18 protein-coding genes are annotated in these 20,941 nt (G+C 73.2%); 12 read left to right on the top strand and 6 right to left on the bottom strand.

What is annotated here, in order from left to right; genetic code table 11:
• Window positions 1-137: 137 nt before the first annotated feature.
• Window positions 138-923 (bottom strand): hypothetical protein, encoded by a 786-nt coding sequence (locus ABZ883_RS15800; protein ID WP_360906198.1) that lies wholly within the window; start codon window positions 921-923, stop codon window positions 138-140.
• A gap of 540 nt (window positions 924-1,463) precedes the next feature.
• On the opposite strand from ABZ883_RS15800, the gene ABZ883_RS15805 reads away from it, so the two are divergent.
• Complete coding sequence (locus tag ABZ883_RS15805; RefSeq protein ID WP_360906199.1) at window positions 1,464-2,114, top strand: transglycosylase family protein; 651 nt, start codon at window positions 1,464-1,466, stop codon at window positions 2,112-2,114.
• Between the two features lie 116 nt (window positions 2,115-2,230).
• Window positions 2,231-2,737: a transglycosylase family protein gene (locus ABZ883_RS15810; RefSeq protein ID WP_360906200.1), complete on the top strand. Its 507-nt coding sequence runs from the start codon at window positions 2,231-2,233 to the stop codon at window positions 2,735-2,737.
• Between the two features lie 173 nt (window positions 2,738-2,910).
• Here the strand turns inward: ABZ883_RS15810 and ctaD are convergent, their stop codons facing one another.
• Window positions 2,911-4,578 (bottom strand): cytochrome c oxidase subunit I, encoded by a 1,668-nt coding sequence (gene ctaD / locus ABZ883_RS15815; RefSeq protein WP_360906201.1) that lies wholly within the window; start codon window positions 4,576-4,578, stop codon window positions 2,911-2,913.
• A 242-nt stretch (window positions 4,579-4,820) separates the two neighbouring features.
• On the opposite strand from ctaD, the gene ABZ883_RS15820 reads away from it, so the two are divergent.
• From ABZ883_RS15820 to ABZ883_RS15830, 3 genes are all read left to right on the top strand, one after another.
• Entirely contained in the window at window positions 4,821-5,735 is a 915-nt protein-coding gene (locus ABZ883_RS15820; RefSeq protein ID WP_360906202.1) for a bifunctional DNA primase/polymerase, read from the top strand.
• 4 nt (window positions 5,736-5,739) lie between these two features.
• The gene (locus ABZ883_RS15825; protein WP_360906203.1) at window positions 5,740-6,129 is read left to right on the top strand and encodes a DUF779 domain-containing protein; all 390 of its coding nucleotides are present in this window, start codon (window positions 5,740-5,742) and stop codon (window positions 6,127-6,129) included.
• A 219-nt stretch (window positions 6,130-6,348) separates the two neighbouring features.
• Complete coding sequence (locus ABZ883_RS15830; protein WP_360906204.1) at window positions 6,349-6,573, top strand: I78 family peptidase inhibitor; 225 nt, start codon at window positions 6,349-6,351, stop codon at window positions 6,571-6,573.
• A gap of 110 nt (window positions 6,574-6,683) precedes the next feature.
• Here the strand turns inward: ABZ883_RS15830 and ABZ883_RS15835 are convergent, their stop codons facing one another.
• Window positions 6,684-7,628 (bottom strand): phosphatase PAP2 family protein, encoded by a 945-nt coding sequence (locus ABZ883_RS15835; RefSeq protein ID WP_360906205.1) that lies wholly within the window; start codon window positions 7,626-7,628, stop codon window positions 6,684-6,686.
• Between the two features lie 567 nt (window positions 7,629-8,195).
• Here ABZ883_RS15835 and ABZ883_RS15840 point away from each other — a divergent pair.
• Together ABZ883_RS15840 and ABZ883_RS15845 are read left to right on the top strand one after the other, a co-directional pair.
• The gene (locus ABZ883_RS15840) at window positions 8,196-9,827 is read left to right on the top strand and encodes an MFS transporter (protein WP_360906206.1); all 1,632 of its coding nucleotides are present in this window, start codon (window positions 8,196-8,198) and stop codon (window positions 9,825-9,827) included.
• A gap of 79 nt (window positions 9,828-9,906) precedes the next feature.
• Window positions 9,907-11,091: an acyl-CoA dehydrogenase family protein gene (locus tag ABZ883_RS15845; RefSeq protein ID WP_360906207.1), complete on the top strand. Its 1,185-nt coding sequence runs from the start codon at window positions 9,907-9,909 to the stop codon at window positions 11,089-11,091.
• 34 nt (window positions 11,092-11,125) lie between these two features.
• Here the strand turns inward: ABZ883_RS15845 and ABZ883_RS15850 are convergent, their stop codons facing one another.
• A complete protein-coding gene (locus ABZ883_RS15850) occupies window positions 11,126-11,575 on the bottom strand; it encodes a cell division protein SepF (RefSeq protein WP_360906208.1) in 450 nt (149 codons plus the stop codon).
• Between the two features lie 294 nt (window positions 11,576-11,869).
• Here ABZ883_RS15850 and ABZ883_RS15855 point away from each other — a divergent pair, with 294 nt between their 5' ends.
• The 3 genes from ABZ883_RS15855 (at window position 11,870) to ABZ883_RS15865 (ending at window position 15,660) form a co-directional block, all read left to right on the top strand.
• Window positions 11,870-13,093 carry a DUF5685 family protein gene (locus ABZ883_RS15855; RefSeq protein WP_360906209.1) on the top strand — a complete coding sequence of 408 codons (1,224 nt, stop codon included), beginning with the start codon at window positions 11,870-11,872 and terminating at the stop codon, window positions 13,091-13,093.
• A 489-nt stretch (window positions 13,094-13,582) separates the two neighbouring features.
• Window positions 13,583-14,644 carry a S1 family peptidase gene (locus tag ABZ883_RS15860; protein WP_360906210.1) on the top strand — a complete coding sequence of 354 codons (1,062 nt, stop codon included), beginning with the start codon at window positions 13,583-13,585 and terminating at the stop codon, window positions 14,642-14,644.
• 125 nt (window positions 14,645-14,769) lie between these two features.
• Window positions 14,770-15,660: a S1 family peptidase gene (locus tag ABZ883_RS15865; RefSeq protein WP_360906211.1), complete on the top strand. Its 891-nt coding sequence runs from the start codon at window positions 14,770-14,772 to the stop codon at window positions 15,658-15,660.
• On the opposite strand, the gene ABZ883_RS15870 is transcribed toward ABZ883_RS15865, so the two are convergent.
• Window positions 15,654-16,787: a winged helix DNA-binding domain-containing protein gene (locus ABZ883_RS15870; RefSeq protein WP_360906212.1), complete on the bottom strand. Its 1,134-nt coding sequence runs from the start codon at window positions 16,785-16,787 to the stop codon at window positions 15,654-15,656. The two genes, ABZ883_RS15865 and ABZ883_RS15870, sit on opposite strands and share 7 nt — an antisense overlap.
• Before the next feature lie 61 nt (window positions 16,788-16,848).
• On the opposite strand from ABZ883_RS15870, the gene ABZ883_RS15875 reads away from it, so the two are divergent.
• Window positions 16,849-17,811 carry a YafY family protein gene (locus ABZ883_RS15875; RefSeq protein ID WP_360906213.1) on the top strand — a complete coding sequence of 321 codons (963 nt, stop codon included), beginning with the start codon at window positions 16,849-16,851 and terminating at the stop codon, window positions 17,809-17,811.
• Between the two features lies 1 nt (window position 17,812).
• Here the strand turns inward: ABZ883_RS15875 and ABZ883_RS15880 are convergent, their stop codons facing one another.
• Window positions 17,813-19,342, bottom strand: a complete 1,530-nt coding sequence (locus ABZ883_RS15880; RefSeq protein ID WP_360906214.1) for an alpha/beta hydrolase — start codon at window positions 19,340-19,342, stop codon at window positions 17,813-17,815.
• A 98-nt stretch (window positions 19,343-19,440) separates the two neighbouring features.
• On the opposite strand from ABZ883_RS15880, the gene ABZ883_RS15885 reads away from it, so the two are divergent.
• Entirely contained in the window at window positions 19,441-20,361 is a 921-nt protein-coding gene (locus ABZ883_RS15885; RefSeq protein WP_360906215.1) for a MerR family transcriptional regulator, read from the top strand.
• Window positions 20,362-20,941: the final 580 nt, after the last annotated feature.

The raw sequence follows: 20,941 nt of genomic DNA on the forward strand, positions 1-20,941 counted from the left end.
TCAAAGGTGTGCACGTCGTGCCAACGACCAGGAAATGTCACGGGATGCGGTTCGTACGGATGAATTACGCATATGCACCCGCACAGGCCAAAGGCGCGTACGGACTTCCGTACGCGCCTTGACGGGGACCGGTCGGATCAGGTGCCGGAGAGGGGCATCGTCGCCGCGACGAGCACCCCGCGCCCGCACGCCCGTTCCAGTGCCTCGCGCAGCAGGTCCTCGCGGGGCTGCTGGCCGATGGTGCCGTGCGGGGCGGCGTAGACGTACACCTCGTTGGACTTGTTGACGGCCGCGCGCCAGCCCTCGCTCACCGCGAGCGGCTGATGCGCCTGCCACCACGCACCCGCCGTGCCGGGCTGGAGGATGGCGTGCAGCTGGCCCATGGCGAGCAGCACGGACCAGCCGGGCAGCGGGGCGGGCGGCGCGCTGAGGTCGCCGACCGGCACGAAGCCCTGCTCCATCAGGATCGGCAGGAAATCATCGCCGAAGCCGCCGGGACCGCCGGGGCTGTTCTCGCCGGGCCGGGCGATCGGGCCGGTGGGCTCGATGACCAGGGCCGGGCAGACCTGGTCCTTGATCAGGATCAGTCCGCAGGTGATGCCGAGCACCGCCTGGCGCGGCGCGGCGCCGGCCGCACCGGGCGCCTGGCTGCCGGAGATGCTCTCCACGGCGCCCTGCAGTTGCTCCTCCGAGACCGGCACGACCTGCGAGGGGATGCACGTGGCGTGCGCGAAGGCGAGCACCGCGGTCTCCTCGCCGACGAAGAGCACGGTGCTGGTGCGCTCCGTCGAGGTGTCTCCCGGCGTGCGGCAGGAGGTGCAGTCATACGTGCCCGGCGCGCTGTCGCCGGCCAGCAGGCGAGCCGCCTCCTCATCGCCGATCTCGGCTCGTACCTCGTCGCTGACGTCGAGCATGGGCGGCACGAAAGCCTCCTTGGAATGTACGGCTACAGGCTCCTTTGCCGGGCCTTGCCCGGCACACAGTGACAACGGCCGATCTGTGGCGGGAGTCACGGGTTGGTTCGCTCGCACTGCTCTTGCTGCGTGCACAGGGTGAACGGCCGTGCGGAGCCGGTCACTCCTTGTCCAACGATGGCCCCTCCCGGGCCCGGTGTGCATGTGAAAGACGTCACAGGCCGCATATTCCCTGTGTTGACATGCGCTGATAAAGCCCGATCAATCGGGTGTCCTGAATGCGGCCTTACTCCAGGTAACCGTCAACTGGCCTGCGGAAAAGGGGATTTGTTTGGCGACAGGGGGTTGCGCTGCCTAGATTTGCCCGCCGTGTGCAGAGAGCACCACCCGGGAGAGCTCGCACGGAGGGTGACGGCGGATCAGTGAACCGCCGTTCAGCGAGCGAGGGGGACGGGGCACCGCGTCCAATGCGCGGGGCTGTTGTCCGCCGGGTGCCGCACGGCATGTGCGGCGCCATGGGGGAAGCCCGGGTCCGTGGAGAGGGATTCCATGGCCGTAAACGCCAAGTACCGACAGACCGCACTGCTCGCCGGCGCAGCCGCGCTGACCCCGCTGGCCCTGCTGGCCGCCGCGGGGCCCGCCAAGGCCGCCGACAGCGGGGTCTGGGACCGCATCGCACGGTGCGAGAGCGGCGGGAACTGGCACATCAACACCGGCAACGGGTACTACGGGGGACTTCAGTTCTCCGCCGGTACCTGGCGCGCCTACGGCGGCACCGCCTACGCGGCGACCGCGGCAGGAGCGAGCCGGGAGCAGCAGATAGCCGTCGCCACCAAGGTGCAGCGGTCGCAGGGCTGGGGAGCCTGGCCGACCTGCTCCGCCCGTGCGGGGGCGTACGGCAGCGCGCCGGGCGGCGGTTCGGCCCCGGCGGCACGCAAGGCGCCGAAGGCGCACAAGGCGCACAAGCCGTCCAACGTGGCCAAGGCCCCCGCGGCGTCCGGGCACTCCGCCCCGCGCCACGGCGACCGCGGGCACCAGCGGGTCGAGGGACACGGCAACTACCGTGTCCGGCCCGGTGACACGCTCAGCCGCATCGCGGCCGACCACGGCACCAGCTGGAAGAAGCTGTACGCGGTCAACGCGTCCGTGATCGGCGCCGATCCGAACCTGATCTACCCCGGTCAGCGGCTCTCCGTCTGAGGCCGCGGAACCCGTCCGCACCGCGCCCGCCCGGTCGTGCTCCGACCGGGTGGGCGTCGTGCCCCCCGGGCGCGGCGGACGGCGGCCTCCACCGCGTGGTCCCTAGCGTGCCCCCCATGTCCCCGACGTCCCCCCGCCGCCGCGCCGCCGTATTCGTCCTGCTCGCCCTGTGGCCCGCCCTGGCGCCCGGCCGGGCGTTCGCGGACCCGGTCGCGCACGCCCCGGTCTGGCAGGACGTGGCGCAGTGCGAGTCCGGCGGCCGCTGGGACGCCAACAGCGGCAACGGCTTCTACGGCGGCCTCCAGATCTACCAGCCCACCTGGGTCTCGTTCGGCGGACTGGACTTCGCCGACCGGGCCGACCTGGCCTCCGCCGACGGGCAGATCACCGTGGCGGAGGCGATCCTGCGCAGCCAGGGCTGGCAGGCCTGGCCGACCTGCTCGCGCAAGCTGGGCCTGTTCGGGCGGGCCCACGCCGTCCAGCCCGGCGACACCCTGCAGAGCGTTGCCGAGCGCTTCTCCGTCGCCGGCGGCGCGGCCGAGCTGATCCGGCTCAACGAGGCGACTGTCGCCCCCGAGCCGCTCGCCCCGCTGGCCCCGGGGACGCTGATCCGCCTGCCGTAGCCGGGCGTTCGGCCCCCGGCTCGACCAGATCCCTTCCCCGCTCCGGGGGAAGGATGTGACGACCGGTGACTGGGCGGGCGGACGGTCCGCGGCAGCGGCGACGACGACGGGAGCGCACGCACATCCCGTCCGGCGGGTCGGGCCGCCGGCGAAGCGGGCGGCGCAGCCCCAGGTCACGGCGCGTCCGACGGCGCCGTCCGCCGTGCCACCGCCGGGTGGTGGAGATCGAAGGCGGGGGACTCGGAGCGGATCCGCGGCAGCGCCGTGAAGTTGTGGCGCGGCGGCGGGCAGGAGGTGGCCCATTCCAGGGACCGGCCGAAGCCCCAGGGGTCGTCCTCCTCGACCTTCGCGCCGTGCCGCGCGGTCTGCCAGACGTTGCAGAGGAACGGCAGCGTCGAGATGCCCAGCAGGAACGCGCCGATCGTCGAGACCGTGTTGAGCACGGTGAAGCCGTCCGCCGCCAGGTAGTCGGCGTACCGCCTCGGCATCCCCGCCACCCCCAGCCAGTGCTGGACCAGGAAGGTGGTGTGGAAGCCCACGAACAGCGTCCAGAAGTGGATCCGCCCCAGCCGCTCGTCGAGCATCTTCCCGGTGAACTTGGGCCACCAGAAGGAGAAGCCGGCGAACATCGCGAACACGACGGTCCCGAAGACCACGTAGTGGAAGTGGGCGACGACGAAGTACGAGTCGCTGACCTGGAAGTCCAGCGGCGGCGAGGCCAGGATCACCCCCGTCAGCCCGCCGAACAGGAAGCTCACGAGGAAGCCCACCGCCCACAGCATGGGCGTCTCGAAGGAGAGCGAGCCGCCGAGCATCGTGCCGATCCAGTTGAAGAACTTCACCCCGGTCGGCACCGCGATCAGGAAGGAGGTGAAGGAGAAGAACGGCAGCAGCACCGCGCCCGTGACGAACATGTGGTGCGCCCACACCACCATCGACAGCCCGGTGATGGCCATCGTCGCGCCGATCAGGGTGGTGTAGCCGAAGACCGGCTTGCGGGAGAAGACCGGCAGGATCTCGGTGATGATGCCGAAGAACGGCAGCGCGATGATGTAGACCTCCGGGTGGCCGAAGAACCAGAACAGGTGCTGCCACAGCAGCGCCCCGCCGTTCGCCGCGTCGAAGACCACCGACCCGAAGTGCCGGTCCGCCTCCAGGACGAGCAGCGACGCAGCCAGCACGGGGAAGGCCATCAGCACCAGGACCGAGGTGAAGAGCACGTTCCAGGTGAAGACCGGCATCCGGAACATCGTCATGCCCGGCGCCCGCATCCCGACGATGGTCGCCACGAAGTTGACGGCGCCCAGGATCGTCCCGAAGCCCGCCAGCGCCAGCCCCATGATCCACATGTCGGCGCCGATCCCGGGGGAGCGGGTCAGGCTGTTCAGCGGCGCGTAGGCGAACCATCCGAACGACGCGCCGCCGGTCGGCGTGAGCAGGCCGCCCAGCACGATCAGCCCGCCGAACAGGAACAGCCAGTACGACAGCATGTTCAGCCGGGGGAAGGCGACATCGGGGGAGCCGATCTGCAGCGGCATGATCTCGTTCGCGAAGCCCGCGAAGGTGGGGGTCGCGAAGAGCAGCAGCATGATCGTGCCGTGCATCGTGAACAACTGGTTGAACTGGTCGTTCGTCATCAGCTGCAGCCCCGGGCGGGCCAGTTCGGCGCGCATCAGCAGGGCCATGGCGCCCGCCGCGAGGAAGAAGCAGAACGAGGTGATCAGGTAGAGATGCCCGATCTTCTTGTGGTCGGTGGTGGTCAGCCAGTCCACCATCACACGCCCCGGCCGCCGCGGCGTCCGCGCCCGCTCGTCGGTGGCCGGCGCCGCGTACGTCCCCATCCGCGCGCTCCCTCGTGATCGGAGTTCCTGCCGGTGTGTGCACCGTAGCCCGGGGCGGGCGTGCGGACGGCGCGCCTCGCCCACCGCGCGTGGCACGGCCGCGGGGGGCGCGCGGGGGCGTGCGGAGACGGGCGGCTGCGCGCTTCGGATCGATTCGGGGCTGCTCCGGGCCCCATTGAGCACGGCGTCGAACGAAAGTACGATAAAGGTGTCATGCCGTAGCGCAGCGAGGGGGGCACCCCGTGACGCACCCGGACTTCCACTGCGCGCTCGCCTGCGCGCTCGCGGCCGCCCGGCGCGGCTTCCCGGTCATCCCGCTGTCCCGCACCAAACTGCCCGTCGTGCGCTCGCCGCACCGCGGTGAGACCGGCGGCGGGATGTGCCGCGGCCAGTGCGGGCGGTTCGGCCACGGGGTGCACGACGCCTCCACCGACCCCGTGCGGATCGCCGAGCTGTTCGCGGCGGCGCCCTGGGCCTCGGGGTACGGCATCGCCTGCGGCCGCCCGCCGCACTATCTGATCGGTCTCGACCTGGACCGCAAGGGCGGCGCCGACGGCCTCGCCGATCTGGTCGACCTGGCGGCGCGTCAGGGCTTCTCGGTGCCCTGGACGCGTACGGTGCTCACCCCGAGCGGGGGACGGCACCTGTGGCTCACCGGGCCGCCCGAGGTCGTCGTCCCGAACTCCGTGAGCCGGCTGGGCCGCGGGATCGACGTCCGCGGGAGCGGCGGCTATCTCGTGGGCCCGGGCTCGGTCACCACCGCGGGGCGCTACCGCTGGGACCCGCCGACGGCGTCGATGCCGCCCGCCGCCGTGCCGCGGCGGCTGCTGCGGCTGCTCATGACGCCGTCACCGAAACCGTGGGCGGCACGCGCGGGGGCCGCCGGGGCCGCCAAAAAACAGCGCGTGGGGGCCACGACGGCGGGCCCGCTGATCCGCTTCGTCCTCGACTCGCTGGAGGGGGAGCGCAACGAGCGGCTGTTCTGGGCGGCCTGCCGGGCCTTCGAGAACGGCCACGGCGAGGACGTGGCCGCCGAGATGGTCGGCGCCGCCGTCCGTACCGGTCTGCCGGAGCGCGAGGCGGCCGCCACGGTGGGCTCGGCACGCAGACATGTCCTGCGGGGGTCTGGCGGCCCGGGCGTCGCGGGAGCACGCTGACGGCATGACCTCAACCGTATCGAGTGCCGGACGGGTCGCGATCACCGACGACGCCGCGGGGCTGCTGCGGCGCCTGGCGGACGAGCACGGCCCGTTGATGTTCCATCAGTCCGGCGGCTGCTGCGACGGCAGTTCGCCGATGTGCTACCCGCAGGGGGAGTTCCTCACCGGGGACTCCGACGTGCACCTGGGCGATCTCGGCGTCCCGGGCATCGACCCGGTGCCGGTGTGGATGTCGCGGGATCAGTTCGCGTACTGGAGCCACACGCATCTGACGATCGACGTGGTGCCGGGGCGCGGCAGCGGCTTCTCGCTGGAGGCGCCCACCGGCAACCGGTTTCTCATTCGGTCGCGGTTGCTGACCGACGACGAGCTGGCGGCTCTGGGGATGTGATGTGAGGGAAGTGTGAGGGCCGTTTCCGGTAATTCCTGGACTGCCGGAGCCGGTTTTATCGGCGCCGGACGGCATGAATTCCAGGGGTGACGGGAAAACGGGATGCCGCGCGTGTGAACGGTGCACGCCAAACAAGTCTCGGCATTCTGTGACAGAAGTGTGACGACGGCGCGTCGGCGTGTCTTCCGTCACGGCTCGTGTGCGCCTACCGTGGCTCATATGGCTGACGACCCGGGCGGCACGCCCCACGCACCGCAACCCCAGGACCCGCCGGACGCCTATGTCGGCCTCGCGGCGGACGAGGCCGAGCGCCGTGCCACGCAGCGTGGCTGGAGCAGTGTCCGCTCCCTCCCGCCGGGCGCGATCATCACCATGGAGTACCGCGCGGGGCGGCTGAACTTCACCGTCGACGGCGGCCGGGTGACCCGCTGCTGGGCCGGCTGACGCGCTCCGCGCCCCCGTACGCCGACGGCCTCGGCACCCCCTCTTCAGGGGTGCCGAGGCCGTCGCCGTGATCCGGGGAGGGCCGGGTGCGCAGCGGCCCTCCTGGGGGGTCAGCCGGTGGTGCCGCGGCCGCGGCCGGCGCCGCTCTGCCCGAGCGGGCCCTGCCGGGTGGTGGAGCGTTCGGCGGGCGGCCTGCGGCTGCCCGCGGGGGTGACCGGGCTGCGCTCGTGGCGGGTGGTGTGCGGACGGACCGCGTGGTGCGCCACCCCCGGCGCCGGGTTCGGCGTGCGGCCGCTGACCACCAGGCTGTCCCGGTCCGCCTCGGAGTCCTCCGCGACCTGCGGGGCGGCCATGGCCGGGCTGACCGGACGGACGGTGGCGGGGAGCACGGAGGTGCCCCGGCGGCGGGCCCAGGCGCTGGTGATCCACTGCTCGGAGGAGGCCATCAGGGGCTCGAACCAGGGCAGCGCCAGCAGGATCAGCAGGCCGGCGGCCCAGCCGAGCAGCACGTCGCTGACCCAGTGGGTGCCCAGGTAGATGGTGGTCATGCCGACGCCCAGGGCGAGCAGCGCCGCGATGACCGACGTCACCCGGCGGACCCACGGAGTGGTGGCCAGATAGGCGAGAACGCCCCAGGTCACGACGGCATTGGCGGTGTGGCCCGAAGGAAATATATCGCCGCCGGCGAAGAGTTCGGCGGATCCCGCTGTGGTCGCGTAGTGGGGCCCGAGCCTGCCCAGCCCGTACTTCACCGATCCCACGGTCACGTTCAGCAGCAGGAGCGAGGTGCCCAGCACGAGCAGCGGGTGCAGGGTGCGCTGCCGCCAGGCGCGCCAGCCCAGCCAGACCGCCACGATCACGGCGGTGGGGCCGCGCTGGCCCAGGACGACGAAGTAGTCGAGGAAGGCGTGGATCTGCGGCCACTGCTTGTACGGCCGGAACATCATGACCTGCCAGTCCAAGGTCACGAGTTTGGACGTGGTCAGCACGGCTACGACGATGGCCACATACGCCACCAGCGTCGAACCGAACAGCAGTCCGCGTGTTCGGCTCATGCGCGGGAGCGCCTGGGCTGTCTCGGGCTCCGCCGGACGGCGAAGCTTGTCATCGGTACGCACTCAATCGACGTTACAGCGTGTGATGGGTGAGTTCGGCCTGAAGAGGCCCTTCGTAATGACGATGTGATGTGGACTGCGTCTCAGTGCACCCATTGGAGGTACGCCCGCGGGGTGCATTGAGCCAAATGCGCGAACTCCTGGATTTCGCGTTTGGAAGATGCTCCGACCGATGACCGGAAATCCCGTGTTCGATTTTCCTCCTCCGGTTTATCGCTGACTGCGCGAGGGTTTTCCTCCGGGTCGACTGGCGTTCGCCTGCCGTTCATGATCACTGCCGGTCACCGGGCGGCTCCGCTCCGGGCGGCCGGACATGTCCGGCAGGTCCGCCGTGCCCTCGCCGGGCGTGACGGGGACCACGCCGGAACGGCGACCCGCGCCCCCCACCGGCCTCCGGGACTCGCGTAGTGTGTCGATCTCACTCGCCCTCGTCGCTGGGTTCCCCCGGGACCGTTCCCCATCGTCCTGCCCGGCCGCACCGCGAGCGCACCGCTGGGAGGTACGTACATGACCGGGACGACCTCGCCCGGCATCCCCGGGCCGGCCGCCGTCCCCCGGCGGCGCAGCCGACCGGTCAGCCGCTGGACCGTCCTCATCGTCCTCTGCGTCAGCCTGCTGCTCGTCGCACTCGACGCGACCGTGCTGCACGTCGCCGTCCCCGCCGTGAGCGAGGACCTGCGTCCCAGTGCGATAGCGCTGCTGTGGATCGTCGACGCCTATCCGCTCGTCGCCGCGTCCCTGCTGATCCTCTTCGGCACCCTCGGCGACCGCGTCGGCAGACGCCGCATCCTGCTGCTCGGGTACGCGATCTTCGCCGTCGCCTCCGCGGTGGCGGCGTTCGCCCCGACCCCGGAGATCCTGATCGGGGCCCGGGCGCTGCTCGGTGTCGGCGGCGCGATGATCATGCCGGCCACGCTGTCGATCCTCCGCCAGGTCTTCCCCGACCGCCGGGAGCGGGCGGTGGCCATCGGCGTGTGGAGCGCCGTCGCCGCCGTCGGCGCGGCGGTCGGGCCGGTCCTCGGCGGGTTCCTCGTCGAGAACTTCTGGTGGGGCTCGGTCTTCCTGATCAACATCCCCCTGATGGTGGTCATCCTCCCGGTCGCCCGCTGGCTGCTGCCGGAGTCCCGCGGTGATCAGGACGGCCCGTGGGACGTGGTCGGCGCGCTGATGGCGGCCCTCGGTGTGCTCGGCGCGATCCTCGGGGTGAAGCGGCTCGGCGGCGGGGCCGCGGTGTACGAGCCCTCCGTACTGGTGCCGCTGCTCGGCGGCTGCCTGCTGCTGGTGCTCTTCGTACGGCGGCAGAACCGGCGCGAACACCCGCTGATCGACATAGGGATGTTCCGCCGCCCGGCGTTCGGCACCTCCGTGGGGTGCATCGTCCTGGCGCTGCTGGCCCTGGTCGGCCTGGAGCTCATCGCCGTCCAGTACCTCCAGCTCATCCTGGGCCTCAGCCCCCTGGAGACCGGACTGCGGCTGCTGCCCCTGACGTTCGCCGCCATGGGCGCCGGACTGCTCGGCTCCCGGATGCTCACCCGCTTCGGGCCGCGGGCCATGGTCGCCGGAGGCTTCGTCATCACCGCGGTCGCCGTGCTCGGACTCACCCACATGGGTCAGTACGACCGGCCCTGGGTGCTGACGGGCTGCTTCGTGCTCCTCGGTTTCGGCCTGGAGACCACCTTGTTCGCGGCGTACGAGTCGATGCTGAGCGAGGCACCGGCCGAGCACGCCGGCGGCGCCGCCGCGATCGGCGAGACCTCGTACCAACTCGGCGCGGGCCTCGGTATCGCCCTGCTCGGCAGCGTCATGAACGCCGCCTACGCGCCGGGCGTCGCCCGCACCCACGGCGTGCCCGCCGACGCGCGGGCCGCGGCGGGCAAGTCGCTCGGCGAGGCCTACAAGGTCTCCGACCGCCTCGGCGGGACGGCGGGCGCCTCCCTGCGCCACGCCGCCCGGCACGCCTTCGTGCACGGCCTGCACATCACCCTCGTCGTCAGCGCCGCGCTGCTCCTGCTGGGGGCGGTGGCCGCGCTGCGGCTGCCGCGCCGCATGGAGTGCGCCGCACGCCAGACGACGTCCTCCGCGGCCGGGCTCCCCGCGCAGCGCGACCACGCGATGACCGCGGTGGAGGCCTCCCGCTGAACCGGGAGCGGGCTCTTTACCCGGACCCGCCGCACAAGTAGCTTCGGGCGTGGAGCCCGTGATCACCGGAGGGACGACGATGTCCGCTGGAAAGCCGCAGTTCGACCCGCACGACCCGCTGGGTCTCGACGACCTGCTCGGCGACGAGGAGCGCGCCGTGCGGGACACCGTGCGCGCCTGGGCCGCCGACCGCGTGCTGCCGCACGTGGCGCAGTGGTACGAGCGCGGCGAACTGCCGGTCATCCGCGAACTGGCCCGTGAACTCGGCTCGATCGGGGCGCTCGGGATGTCGCTCACCGGCTACGGCTGCGCCGGGGCGACCGCCGTCCAGTACGGCCTGGCCTGCCTGGAACTGGAGGCCGCCGACTCCGGCATCCGCTCGCTGGTCTCGGTCCAGGGATCGCTGGCGATGTACGCCATCCACCGCTTCGGCTCCGAGGAGCAGAAGCAGCAGTGGCTGCCCCGCATGGCGGCCGGCGAGGTGATCGGCTGCTTCGGGCTCACCGAACCCGACCACGGCTCCGACCCGGCCGGCATGCGCACGTACGCCAAGCGCGACGGCTCCGACTGGGTCCTCACCGGCCGCAAGATGTGGATCACCAACGGCTCCGTCGCCGGGGTCGCCGTCGTCTGGGCCCGCACCGACGAGGGCATCCGCGGCTTCGCCGTCCCCACGGACACCCCGGGGTTCTCCGCTCCCGAGATCACGCACAAGTGGTCGCTGCGCGCCTCGGTCACCAGCGAACTGGTCATGGACGACGTCCGCCTGCCCGCCGACGCGGTACTGCCGGAGGTCACCGGTCTGCGCGGGCCGCTCAGCTGCCTCAACCACGCCCGCTACGGCATCGTCTGGGGCGCGATGGGCGCCGCCCGCAGCAGCTTCGAGGCGGCACTGGAGTACGCGCGGACGCGCGAACAGTTCGGGCGGCCGATCGGCGGCTTCCAGCTCACCCAGGCCAAGCTCGCCGACATGGCGGTCGAACTCCACAAGGGCATCCTGCTCGCCCACCACCTCGGCCGCCGGATGGACGCGGGCACGCTGCGGCCCGAACAGGTCAGCTTCGGCAAGCTCAACAACGTCCGCGAGGCGATCGAGATCTGCCGCACGGCCCGCACGATCCTGGGCGCGAACGGGATCTCGCTGGAGTACCCCGTCATGCGGCACGCCACCAACCTGGAGTCCGTGCTCACCTACGAGGGCACGGTGGAGATGCACCAACTCGTCCTGGGCAAGGCCCTCACGGGCCTGGACGCCTTCCGCTGAACGGGCCCGGGGGCGGGGACCCCGAGCGGCTGCCTCAGCTCTGGTTGAAGAAGCCGTCGCCGCCGCGCTTGCTGTCGGCGTTGACGACGAGGTAGTCGGGCGGGGTCAGCAGGAAGACCCGGTTGGCCACCCGCTCGATGGAACCGCGCAGACCGAAGGTGAGGCCGGCCGCGAAGTCCACGACGCGCTTGGCGTCGCCGGAGTCCATGGCCGTGAGGTTGACGATGACCGGGACGCCGTCCCGGAAGAGCTCGCCGATGCCGCGGGCGTCCCGGAAGCCGTCCGGGGTGACCGTGGCGATGCGGCGCCCCTGCTCCTGCGCCGACTCGGAGGCCACGCGCACACGGGGGTCGGTGACCCAGGAGTCGCTCGGGGCCGGCTCGGCGCCCTCGCCGTAGTCGGCGTACTCCTCGTCGTAGTACTCCTCGCCGCCGTTGTCGTCGACGAGGCCCAGCCAGGCGCTCGCGCGTCGTACCGAACCCATGGACGCCTCCTCTCTCACACACGGTCAGTTTGCCGTCCGCGTCCCTATCGTCGTCCATGATGCGGAGGATGCGCCAAGTGGATACCCGGCAGGGCGGGGATTCGTGACATACCTGGTGCATTAATCTGCCCGGAAGTACCCGGTTGACGCAGGCGATACGGGCATCTGACGGATCATCGGAAAGTTTCCCGCCCGGGAGGGTGACGTCGCGCGGCCGGATAGCCGAATCGGCTGACCTATAACATGACCAGCGGATGAGGGGTCCATCGCGGCACGAGACGTGTGGGGGAAGCGATGTTCGGAATCGTCAGGCCGTGCCGGCACCGGCTGCCGGAGCCTCTGCGTACCTCCTGGACGGCCCATCTGTGCGGGCTCTGCCTCGCGCTGCGGGACGACCACGGGCAACTGGCCCGCGCCGCCACCAATTACGACGGCCTGATCATCTCGGTGCTGGTCGAGGCGCAGACCGCCCTCGGTGCGGGTGCGGGTGCCGTTTCGGGCGGCGTACAGGGGGCGGCTGTGCCGGCTGTGTCCCGCAGGACCGCCGGGCCGTGCCCGCTGCGGGCCATGCGGACCGCTCCGGTCGCCAAGGGGGAGGGCGCACGGCTGGCCGCGGCGGTCTCCCTGGTGCTGGCCTCGGCCAAGATGCGCGACCACGTGGCCGACGGCGACGGACTGCTGGCGCGCCGCCCGATGGCCGCGGCCGCGCGCACGGTGGCCCGGCGCTGGGACCGCGCGGGGGCCGCGACCGGAGCGGCGCTCGGCTTCGACACCGCGGTGCTCGTGGACGCCGTCGACCGGCAGACCGCCATCGAGGCGGCCGCAGGCCCCGGCACCGCGCTGCTCACCGTCACCGAGCCCACCGAGACCGCGACGGCCGCGGCCTTCGGCCACACCGCGGTGCTGGCCGGACGGCCGCACAACCGCGCGCCGCTGGAGGAGGCGGGCCGCCTCTTCGGCCGGCTGGCCCACCTGCTGGACGCGGTCGAGGACCTGGACGCGGACGCCGCCGCCGGCGCGTGGAACCCGCTGGCGGCCACGGGTACCGGCCTGGACGAGGCCCGGCGGCTGTGCGACGACTCCGTACGCGGCGTCCGACTGGCGCTGCGGGACGTGGAGTTCACGGACGGGCGGCTCGCCCATGAGCTGCTGGCGCACGAACTGCGCCGCTCGGTGGAGCGTGCGTTCGGCGCGGGGTGCGAGCATCAGGCCGCGGGGCGGGGGCCGGGAACGGGACCGGGGCAGCCTCCGTCGTCGCCGTCGCCGTCGCCGTGGCTCGCCCCCGAACCCCCGCACCGGCCGGGCCCCGGACGGGGGTTGCTCGCGGGCTGCGCGGTGTGGACGGCGCTGTGCTGCACGTGCCAGATCTGCTGCCGCGACCATTACGAGGACCCCTGGTCGGGGAAGCGGCGCGAGGGGTGGTGCTCCAACTGCGACTGCGATTGTTCCGGGTGCGGGGATTGCTGCGATTGCGGCGACTGCTGTGATGGGTGTGATTGTTGTGGGTGCGACTGCTGAGGCCTGACGGCGTGACCGGGTTTTTTCCCCGCCCGCCCTCCCGTGTGCCCTGTGAAGTCAGGGCGCCCCGACGCGCGTTGTGGGGTGGGCCGGGTTCGGGGCCTCCGGGGCTGCCATTCTGGACAGCACATTTAGGTGCCTCAGGTGCTTTCCGTTGATCACTCCGGGTTGTGCACCCAAATATGCTCCACAGTCCAGAACGCCACCCTCCCCCAGCTACCGCTGGGAGGTGCCCCCAACTCCCCCGCCCCCTCCGTTTCGTCCTGCGCCTGATCCCCCGTGGGGGGTGTTGAGCGGCACCGTGCTCGGGGTGGTGGTGCGAGGGCGGCTGAAAGGTGCCCTTGTGCGATTGTGCGCGGCTCTTGAATACTCCGGTATGCGCAGCGGCTTGACAGGGGCACGCCACCCCCCACGGTGGTGGAGTCCCCGCTGCGCCTCACCGGCTCGCGCTACGCGGGTCAACTTCCGTTCCCCCACAGGAGGACAAGCGTGAGGATCAAGCGCACGACGCACACCCCCGCCCCCAGACGTGTACGGCTGATCGCCATCGCGTCCGGTCTGCTCGCGGCCACCGCGCTCACCCTGCCCGCCGCGCAGGCCGCACCGTCCCCCAAGGCCTCTCCGGAGGCCGCCACGGCGCTCGCCGCGTCGCTGGGCACCGGCTCCACGGCCGGTTCGTACTACGACGCCAAGGCCAAGGCCATGGTCGTCAACGTCACCACCACCAAGGCCGCGCAGGCCGTCAGCGCCGCCGGTGCCGTGCCCAAGATCGTCGCCCACAGCACCGCGCAGCTGAACCAGGCCGGTGCCGCCGCCCTGGCCGCGGATGTCGCGGGCACCTCGTGGGTCATCGACCCCACGAGCAACCGCCTGGAGATCACTGCCGACAGCACGGTCACCGGGGCCGAACTGTCCAAGGTGCAGCAGGCCACCGCCCCCTACGGCGCGGCCGTCACCTTCCGGCGGACGGCGGGCACCTTCAAGCGGCTGATCGCCGGCGGCGACGCCATCTACGGCGGTGGCTACCGCTGCTCGCTCGGCTTCAACGTCCGCAGCGGCAGCACGAACTACTTCCTGACCGCCGGTCACTGCGGCGAGGTCGCCTCGACCTGGTACTCCAACTCCAGCCAGTCGACGGTGCTGGGCAGCAACGTCAGCTACAGCTTCCCGACCAACGACTACGCGCTGGTCCGGTACACCAACACCTCGGTGGCCAAGGGCGGCACGGCCGGCAACACCGACATCACCAGCGCCGGCAACGCCTTCGTGGGCCAGGCCGTCCTGCGTGACGGTTCCACCACCGGCATCCACAGCGGTACGGTCACCGGCCTCAACGCCACCGTCAACTACGGCGGCGGCGACGTGGTCTACCAGATGATCCGCACCAACGTCTGCGCCGAGGGCGGCGACTCCGGCGGTGCCATGTACACCTCCGGCGGTGTCGCGCTCGGTCTGACCTCGGGCGGCAGCGGCAACTGCTCCACCGGCGGCACCACGTTCTTCCAGCCGGTCACCGAGGCCCTGAGCGCCTACGGCGTCAGCGTCTTCTGACCCTTCCACCTCGATGTGCCCGGCGGCTCCGGCCGCCGGGCACATCGGCGTACTGCCCTCTTGTCCGCAAGCCGTACGGTCGCAATACTCCGCGAGGCACCGCATAACCTCGTAGGGGGGCACAAATGAGGAACAAGGGGCGCAGGGACACCACTTCGCACAGCGGCACTGCCAGAGGGGCGGGGTACCTTGCCGTGCTGCTCGGACTGCTCGCGGCCACCGTGTCCGCCCTGCCCGCCGCGCAGGCGGCTCCCTCGCCCGCGCAACTCGCGGCGGTGGTCCGCGCGGCGGAGTCCGCCGACGTCCCCGGCAGCGCCTGGTCCGTCGACTCTGACGGCACGCTGGTCGTGGTCACCGACGCGACGGTCTCCAGCGCAGGGCTCGACGCGCTGCGCCGCGCCGCGGGACCGTACGGCGGCGCCGTCCGCTTCGAACGCGCCCCCGGCGTCCTCCGCCGCTTCGCCTCCGGGGGCACCGCGGCCTACGGTGGCGGCTTCCGCTGCTCGGTCGGCTTCAACGTCCGCTCCGGGGGCGTCCACTACTTCCTGACGGCGGGTCACTGCGGTGCGGCCGCGGACCGCTGGTACGCCGACGCCGCCCAGACGCGCCCGCTCGGGACCACCGTCGCCCATCGCTACCCGGTCGACGACTACGCGCTCGTGCGCTACGACACGGCGAAGGGCCACCCCGGCTCGGTCGGCCGGCAGGACATCAGGAAGGCCGCCGCCGCGTACGTGGGCGAGGCCGTCAAGCGCGCGGGCTCCACCACCGGCGTGCACAGCGGCACCGTCACCGGGCTCGGCTTCACCGTCAACTACGGGGGCGGCGACATCGTCCGCGGCCTCGTCCGCACCGACATATGCGCCGAGCCCGGCGACTCCGGCGGCCCGTTGTACGACGGCACGAAGGCGCTGGGCCTGACCTCGGGCGGCAGCGGCGACTGCGCGAGCGGCGGCACGACCTTCTACCAGCCGCTGCCCGAGGTGCTGAAGGCGTACCGGGTCGCCCTCTACTGACCGGCGAAGCGCACCTGACCTCCCGTCGTCCCCGGCGCCGCGAACGCCAGCAGGCGCTCGCCCTCCGCGGCGAGCGCGTCGCGCGCCGCGGACGGCAGGGGCGCGTACGGCAGGAGATGGAGCACGGCCGTGCCGCGCGACGACTCCATCCGCCACAGCCCGGCGACGAAGCCGTCGTGGAGGAAGAAGCCGCGGTTGCTGCCGCTGCCGGGGAGGGCGGGGACGGGGGAGGAGGGGCCGGGCGGCACGATCCGCGAGCGGTCGGCGTGCGACAGCACGATGTTGTCGTACTGCGGCAGGAAGCGGGGCGGGGCCGGTGTCCCGGGAGCGGGGAAGGGCGCGCCGGGGACGTCGTACAACTCGGCGCCGTACTCGTCGCGGTAGACCCGCAGCCCGGGGCGGAGCCGGTCGATCACCGCACGCACCCCGGTGAGCCCGGACCACACGGCGACGTCCCTGACCGCCGCGGGGCCGAACGCGGCGAGGTAGCGCAGCACCGTCCGCTCCGGGCCGCTGTCCCCGGCGGCCTCGAAGGTCCGGCCGAGCCACTGCTCGGCCGGGGTCTGCAGCGCGGCGCCCGGCGTCCGCCACAGTCCGCGCGGCGGCGGCTGGACCGTGGGCACGCGGGCGGTCACCGCCAGGCTCAGGGGGAGCCGTTCGCGCTCCGGCCACCGCTCGCGCAGGCCGTCGCCGAGCCGGCTCGCGGACAGCGGGCCGGCGGCCAGGAGCACGCGGCCCGCCTCGGCGACCTCCGCGAGATCCAACCCGTCGAGCTGCCGCCGGAACTGCCCGAGCAGCCGCCGTTCCAGGACGTCCTGGACGACCGGGCGCAGCACCATGCAGTCCTCGGCGGTCACCAGGTGAACGGTCCAGCGCAGCAGGGACATCCGGACCGCGCGGCGGTCCGCCAGCATCCCCGACAGCTCGCCCGGCTCGAAGTCCGCGATCCGCGACCACAGCGCCACGTACGGGTCCTGCGGCTCCTGCGCCTGAAGCCCCACCAGGTGCCCGAGCACGTGCTCCGCGCTCACGTCCGCCCGCCGCAGCAGGAACTGGCGGGCCAGCAACGAGCGATTGAGGGTGAGGCGGTCCAGGGCGGTGCCCTCGGGCACGGTCTCGGTCTCCATGGCGGCACCGTATCCACGATTGCGGTCAGAGGCTGTCCGCGACGGCTGCCAGACTGGGCACGTGCTGGAAACCTCCGCCCGCCTGCTGCGGCTGCTCTCCCTGCTCCAGTCGCGGCGCGACTGGACCGGCCCCGAGCTGGCCGGACGCCTCGAGGTCACCGCCCGGACCGTGCGCCGCGACGTGGAACGGCTGCGCGCGCTCGGCTACCCCGTGCACGCCTCGCCCGGTACCACCGGCGGCTACCGGCTGGGCGCGGGCGCCGCCCTGCCGCCGCTGCTGCTCGACGACGAGGAGGCGATCGCCGTCGCCCTGTGCCTGCGCACGGGCGCGGGCGGCAGCGTCGAGGGCATCGAGGAGACCTCCCTGAGGGCCCTGGCCAAACTGGAGCAGGTGCTCCCGTCGCGGCTCAGGCACCGGGCCCAGGCCATGGGGGCGGTCGCCGTCTCCCGTCCGATCGCGCAGCCCGACGCCGTCGCCCCGGACGTCCTGGCGATGATCGGCGCGGCCTGCCGCGACCGGGAACGCCTGCGGTTCGACTACCTCACGCACGACGGGACGGCCGGCCGCCGCACCGCCGAGCCGCACAGCCTCGTCCACCACGGCCGCCGCTGGTACCTGCTGGCCTGGGACACCGACCGCCAGGACTGGCGCACCTTCCGCGTCGACCGGATGGAGCCCAAGTCGCCCACCGGGCCGAGGTTCGCCCCGCGCCGGCCGCCCACGGACGCCGCCTCCTACGTCGCCCGCGGCGTCACCTCCCGCGCCTACCGGCACCAGGCCGTCGTGACCCTGCACACCTCCGCCGAGTCCATGGCCGAGCGGGCCTGGTGGGGTTTCGCCACCGTCGAGGCCGCGGGCCCCGACCGCTGTGTCCTGTACACCGGCGCGGAGTACCTGGACGTCCTCGCCCTCTACATCGGCACGCTCGGCGTCGACTTCGAGGTCCACGAACCCCCCGAACTGGCCGCCCACCTGCGCGAGGTGGCCGCCCGCCTGGTCCGCGGCGCGGGCGGCGAGGCGTAGCTCAGGGCGTGCGGAGGCCCAGGTGCCGCAGCACGGAGCCGGCGGCCCGGACGACGGCGGCGCGGGACTCCGCGGTGGGGTCGAGGGTCTCGAAGCCGTGGCGGCCGCCGGGCACGTCGACCACCTCGACGCGGGCACCACACCCCTCGGCGGCGGAGAGGAAGTCCGCGACCGTGGCGGCGATGTCCGGCGCCTCCCGCCCCACGCGGGTCAGCACCACCGGAAGGGAACCGGCCGTGCGCAGCGCGGCCGCGGGGCGGAAACGGGCTTCCACCATGCCCCAGTTCGGCAGCGGCGCGAGCACGGGGTAGGTCGCCGCGACGCACCGCAGCCAGGCGGGTGGCGCGGCCAGCCAGTCCGCCGCGAGCAGTCCGCCGCCCGAGAAGAACCACAGAGCCACGCGGTCGCCGTCGACGCGGGGGTCGCCGCGGACGAGCTCCACCGCCCCGGCGACGTCGTCGGCGGCACGCGCGAAGTCGGCCATGCCGTGCAGCCGGTGGTCCACGACCGCGCCGACCGCGCCCAGCCCGGCCAGGTAGCGGCCGTAGCCGACGAAGCAGGACCAGTCGCGCGGCGTCGGCCGCGCGCCGGCCGGGACCGGGCCGCCGTGCACGAGGACCACCGCGGGCCGGGGGCCGTCGGCGTCGGGCAGGTGCAGGTCGACCCGCCCGTGCCGCTCGCGGGGCCGCTCGGGCAGATCCATCAGGAAGGGCCGCAGGTGGGGCGGGAGTTCGGTCCCCGCCCCCCGGAGCCGGTACCCCTCGCCCGCGGCGGCCCGCAGAAGCACACCGGCCAGTTCGGCGGGGACGGACAGCATCGGCCAGTGCCCGGTGGCGAGTTCGAAGAAGGTGACCCGCGGGTCGACGAGCGCCCGCAGTCGCGGGTCACCGAAGCCGGCCAGTGCCTCGACCCGGTCGATGGTCGACCCGTTGGAGGTGCACAGGACGCCGGTGGAGGGCACCTTTGCCCCCGCCCCGGAGAGCCGGAGCGGCTGGGTGAACGTCCCCGCGGGCTGCGGCGCGGCGAGCCGGGCCATCCGGGCCAGCGCCTCCTCCGCCACGCCGTCGAGGCTGCCCCACCGCTGCCATCCGTCCCGGCCGGGCGGGGCGACGAGCCCGTCGTCCCCGGACCGTCCGGCGGTGTGCCGCAGCCGTTCGCCGACCGCCGGATCGGGCACGAGCGCCAGCGCCGGGTCGCCGTCCCGGGGGATCCCCGCGTCGAGGTGGACCACGCGGGCGACCCGCTCCGGGCGGCGGTCGGCGGCCCCGGCCACCGGGTGGATGCCGTAGCCGTGGCCGACGAGCACCACCTCGGACGCCGGGCCGGCGTCGTTCTCCTCGTCGATGACGCGCAGCACGTCGCGGACATGCATCTCCAGGTCCGTGCCCGGTTCCGCGACGGCGCCGCCCTCGCCCATGCCGGTGAGCGTCACCGGACGGGCCCGCGCGCCCGACTCCCGCAGCCGTGCCGCCACGTCGTGCCAGATCCAGCCGCCCGTGTGGGCCTCGGACACCAGGATGAACACCGTCATCAACGCCTCCCGTACGCGTGGTTCGCCGGACCCGGCGCCGTACCGGGTCCGTGCGTTCGCCGGTACCGTAGGAACTCCCCCTGAGGGAGGTTCAAGCCGTGCCGCCTGACGGGCTGTGGAGCATCGGTGAACTGGCCGAGCACGCCGGCGTCACCGTGAAGACCGTCCGCTTCTACTCCGACCGCGGCCTGCTGCCCGAGGCGGGCCGCAGCGCCGGGGGGCACCGCCGGTACGGCCCCGGCGCGCTCGACCGGCTCCGGCTGATCCGCTCCCTGCGCAGCCTCGACCTGCCGGTCCCGGACGTCGGCCGGCTGCTGGACCGGGAGGACGTCCTGGCGGACGCGCTGGAGGACGCCGTCGCCGGGCGGCTGCGCGAGCTCGGCAGCCAACTGTCCGCGCTGCGCTGGCGGGAGGCCGCCCTGCACGCCCTCCGCGACTGCGCCGCCGCGGAGCGCGCCGACCGGCTGCGGCTGATCGGCGCGCTGTCCACCCCGCCCAGCACCGCCCCGATGAGGCGCTTCTGGCGGCGCTGGCTGCCGCCGCGGCTGCCCGCCGGACTGGTCGGCCGGATCCTGGAGTTGTCCGTACCCGAGCCTCCCGGCGACCCGACGCCGGACCAGGTGCTCGCCTTCGCCCGGCTGCACGCCTTCACCACCGGCTCCTGCCCCGACGACGGCCGCCTGCGGCCCGCGGACCACTGGAACGGCGCCGGCGGCCGCCCCGCCGCGCTCTACGAAGGACTCGGGGAGGCGTACGACCTGGCCGCCGCGGAACTGCTGGCCGGACGGGAACCGCGCGAGGGCGACGCGCTGGACTGCTTCGTGTCCGCCTACGCCCTGGCGCACCGCACCCGGGACACACCCGCCTTCCGGCGCCTGCTGTCCGGACTGCTCGCCGCGGAGCCCCGCGCCGACCTGTACTGGCGGCTCGCCGCGCAGCTGTGGGGCCCGGCGCGGCCCACCCCGGGCGCCGCCGACGACTGGCTGCGCGCGGCCCTGCCGGGCCCGGACGCGGCCTGAGCCTGTCTTGCGCCGGCGACCCCGGGCACCGTCCGCCGCCGGGGCCCCGGCGGCGGCGACCCCGATGCCCTGGCCGGTGCCCGGCCGCCGTACGGGGCGCTCACCGCACCGCTTTCCGGGAGGGCCGCGAGATCTTCCCCCGCCGTTCCCGATGGCTCCGGCGACATCACCGCGCACGTGGTCCTGGAGGCCTGAGCCACCCCTGGCGCAGTCCTCACCACCCGGCGCGAGGCCGTGCCCGCCCCCATCAGGACGGCGAGGCGTCCGGTCAGGCCGCGACCGGGTTCGTGACGCGCTCACCTCGACGAACAGCTTCATCGCCCGCTTGACCTCCAGGACACCGAAAGCCCGACGGGCGCTCACTCAGGGAACGTGATGACGGGATGGCGCCCTCGGCGAGGAGCGCTACGGCGCGCTCGAAGTCGTGGCGCCGGCAGGCCCGTGCACCGGGCATCCTCGGCTCCCGCCGGAACACGCGGGTGCAGGTCGACGGGCCGCGGTGGCGAGGGGGCGGCCACCACCGCGAGCGTGCCAACGACCCGGGAGGTGCCCCCAGGCGCGGCACTCCCCCCGCATTCGG

Source organism: Streptomyces sp. NPDC046977 (genome assembly GCF_040644455.1).
Classification (GTDB): domain Bacteria; phylum Actinomycetota; class Actinomycetes; order Streptomycetales; family Streptomycetaceae; genus Actinacidiphila.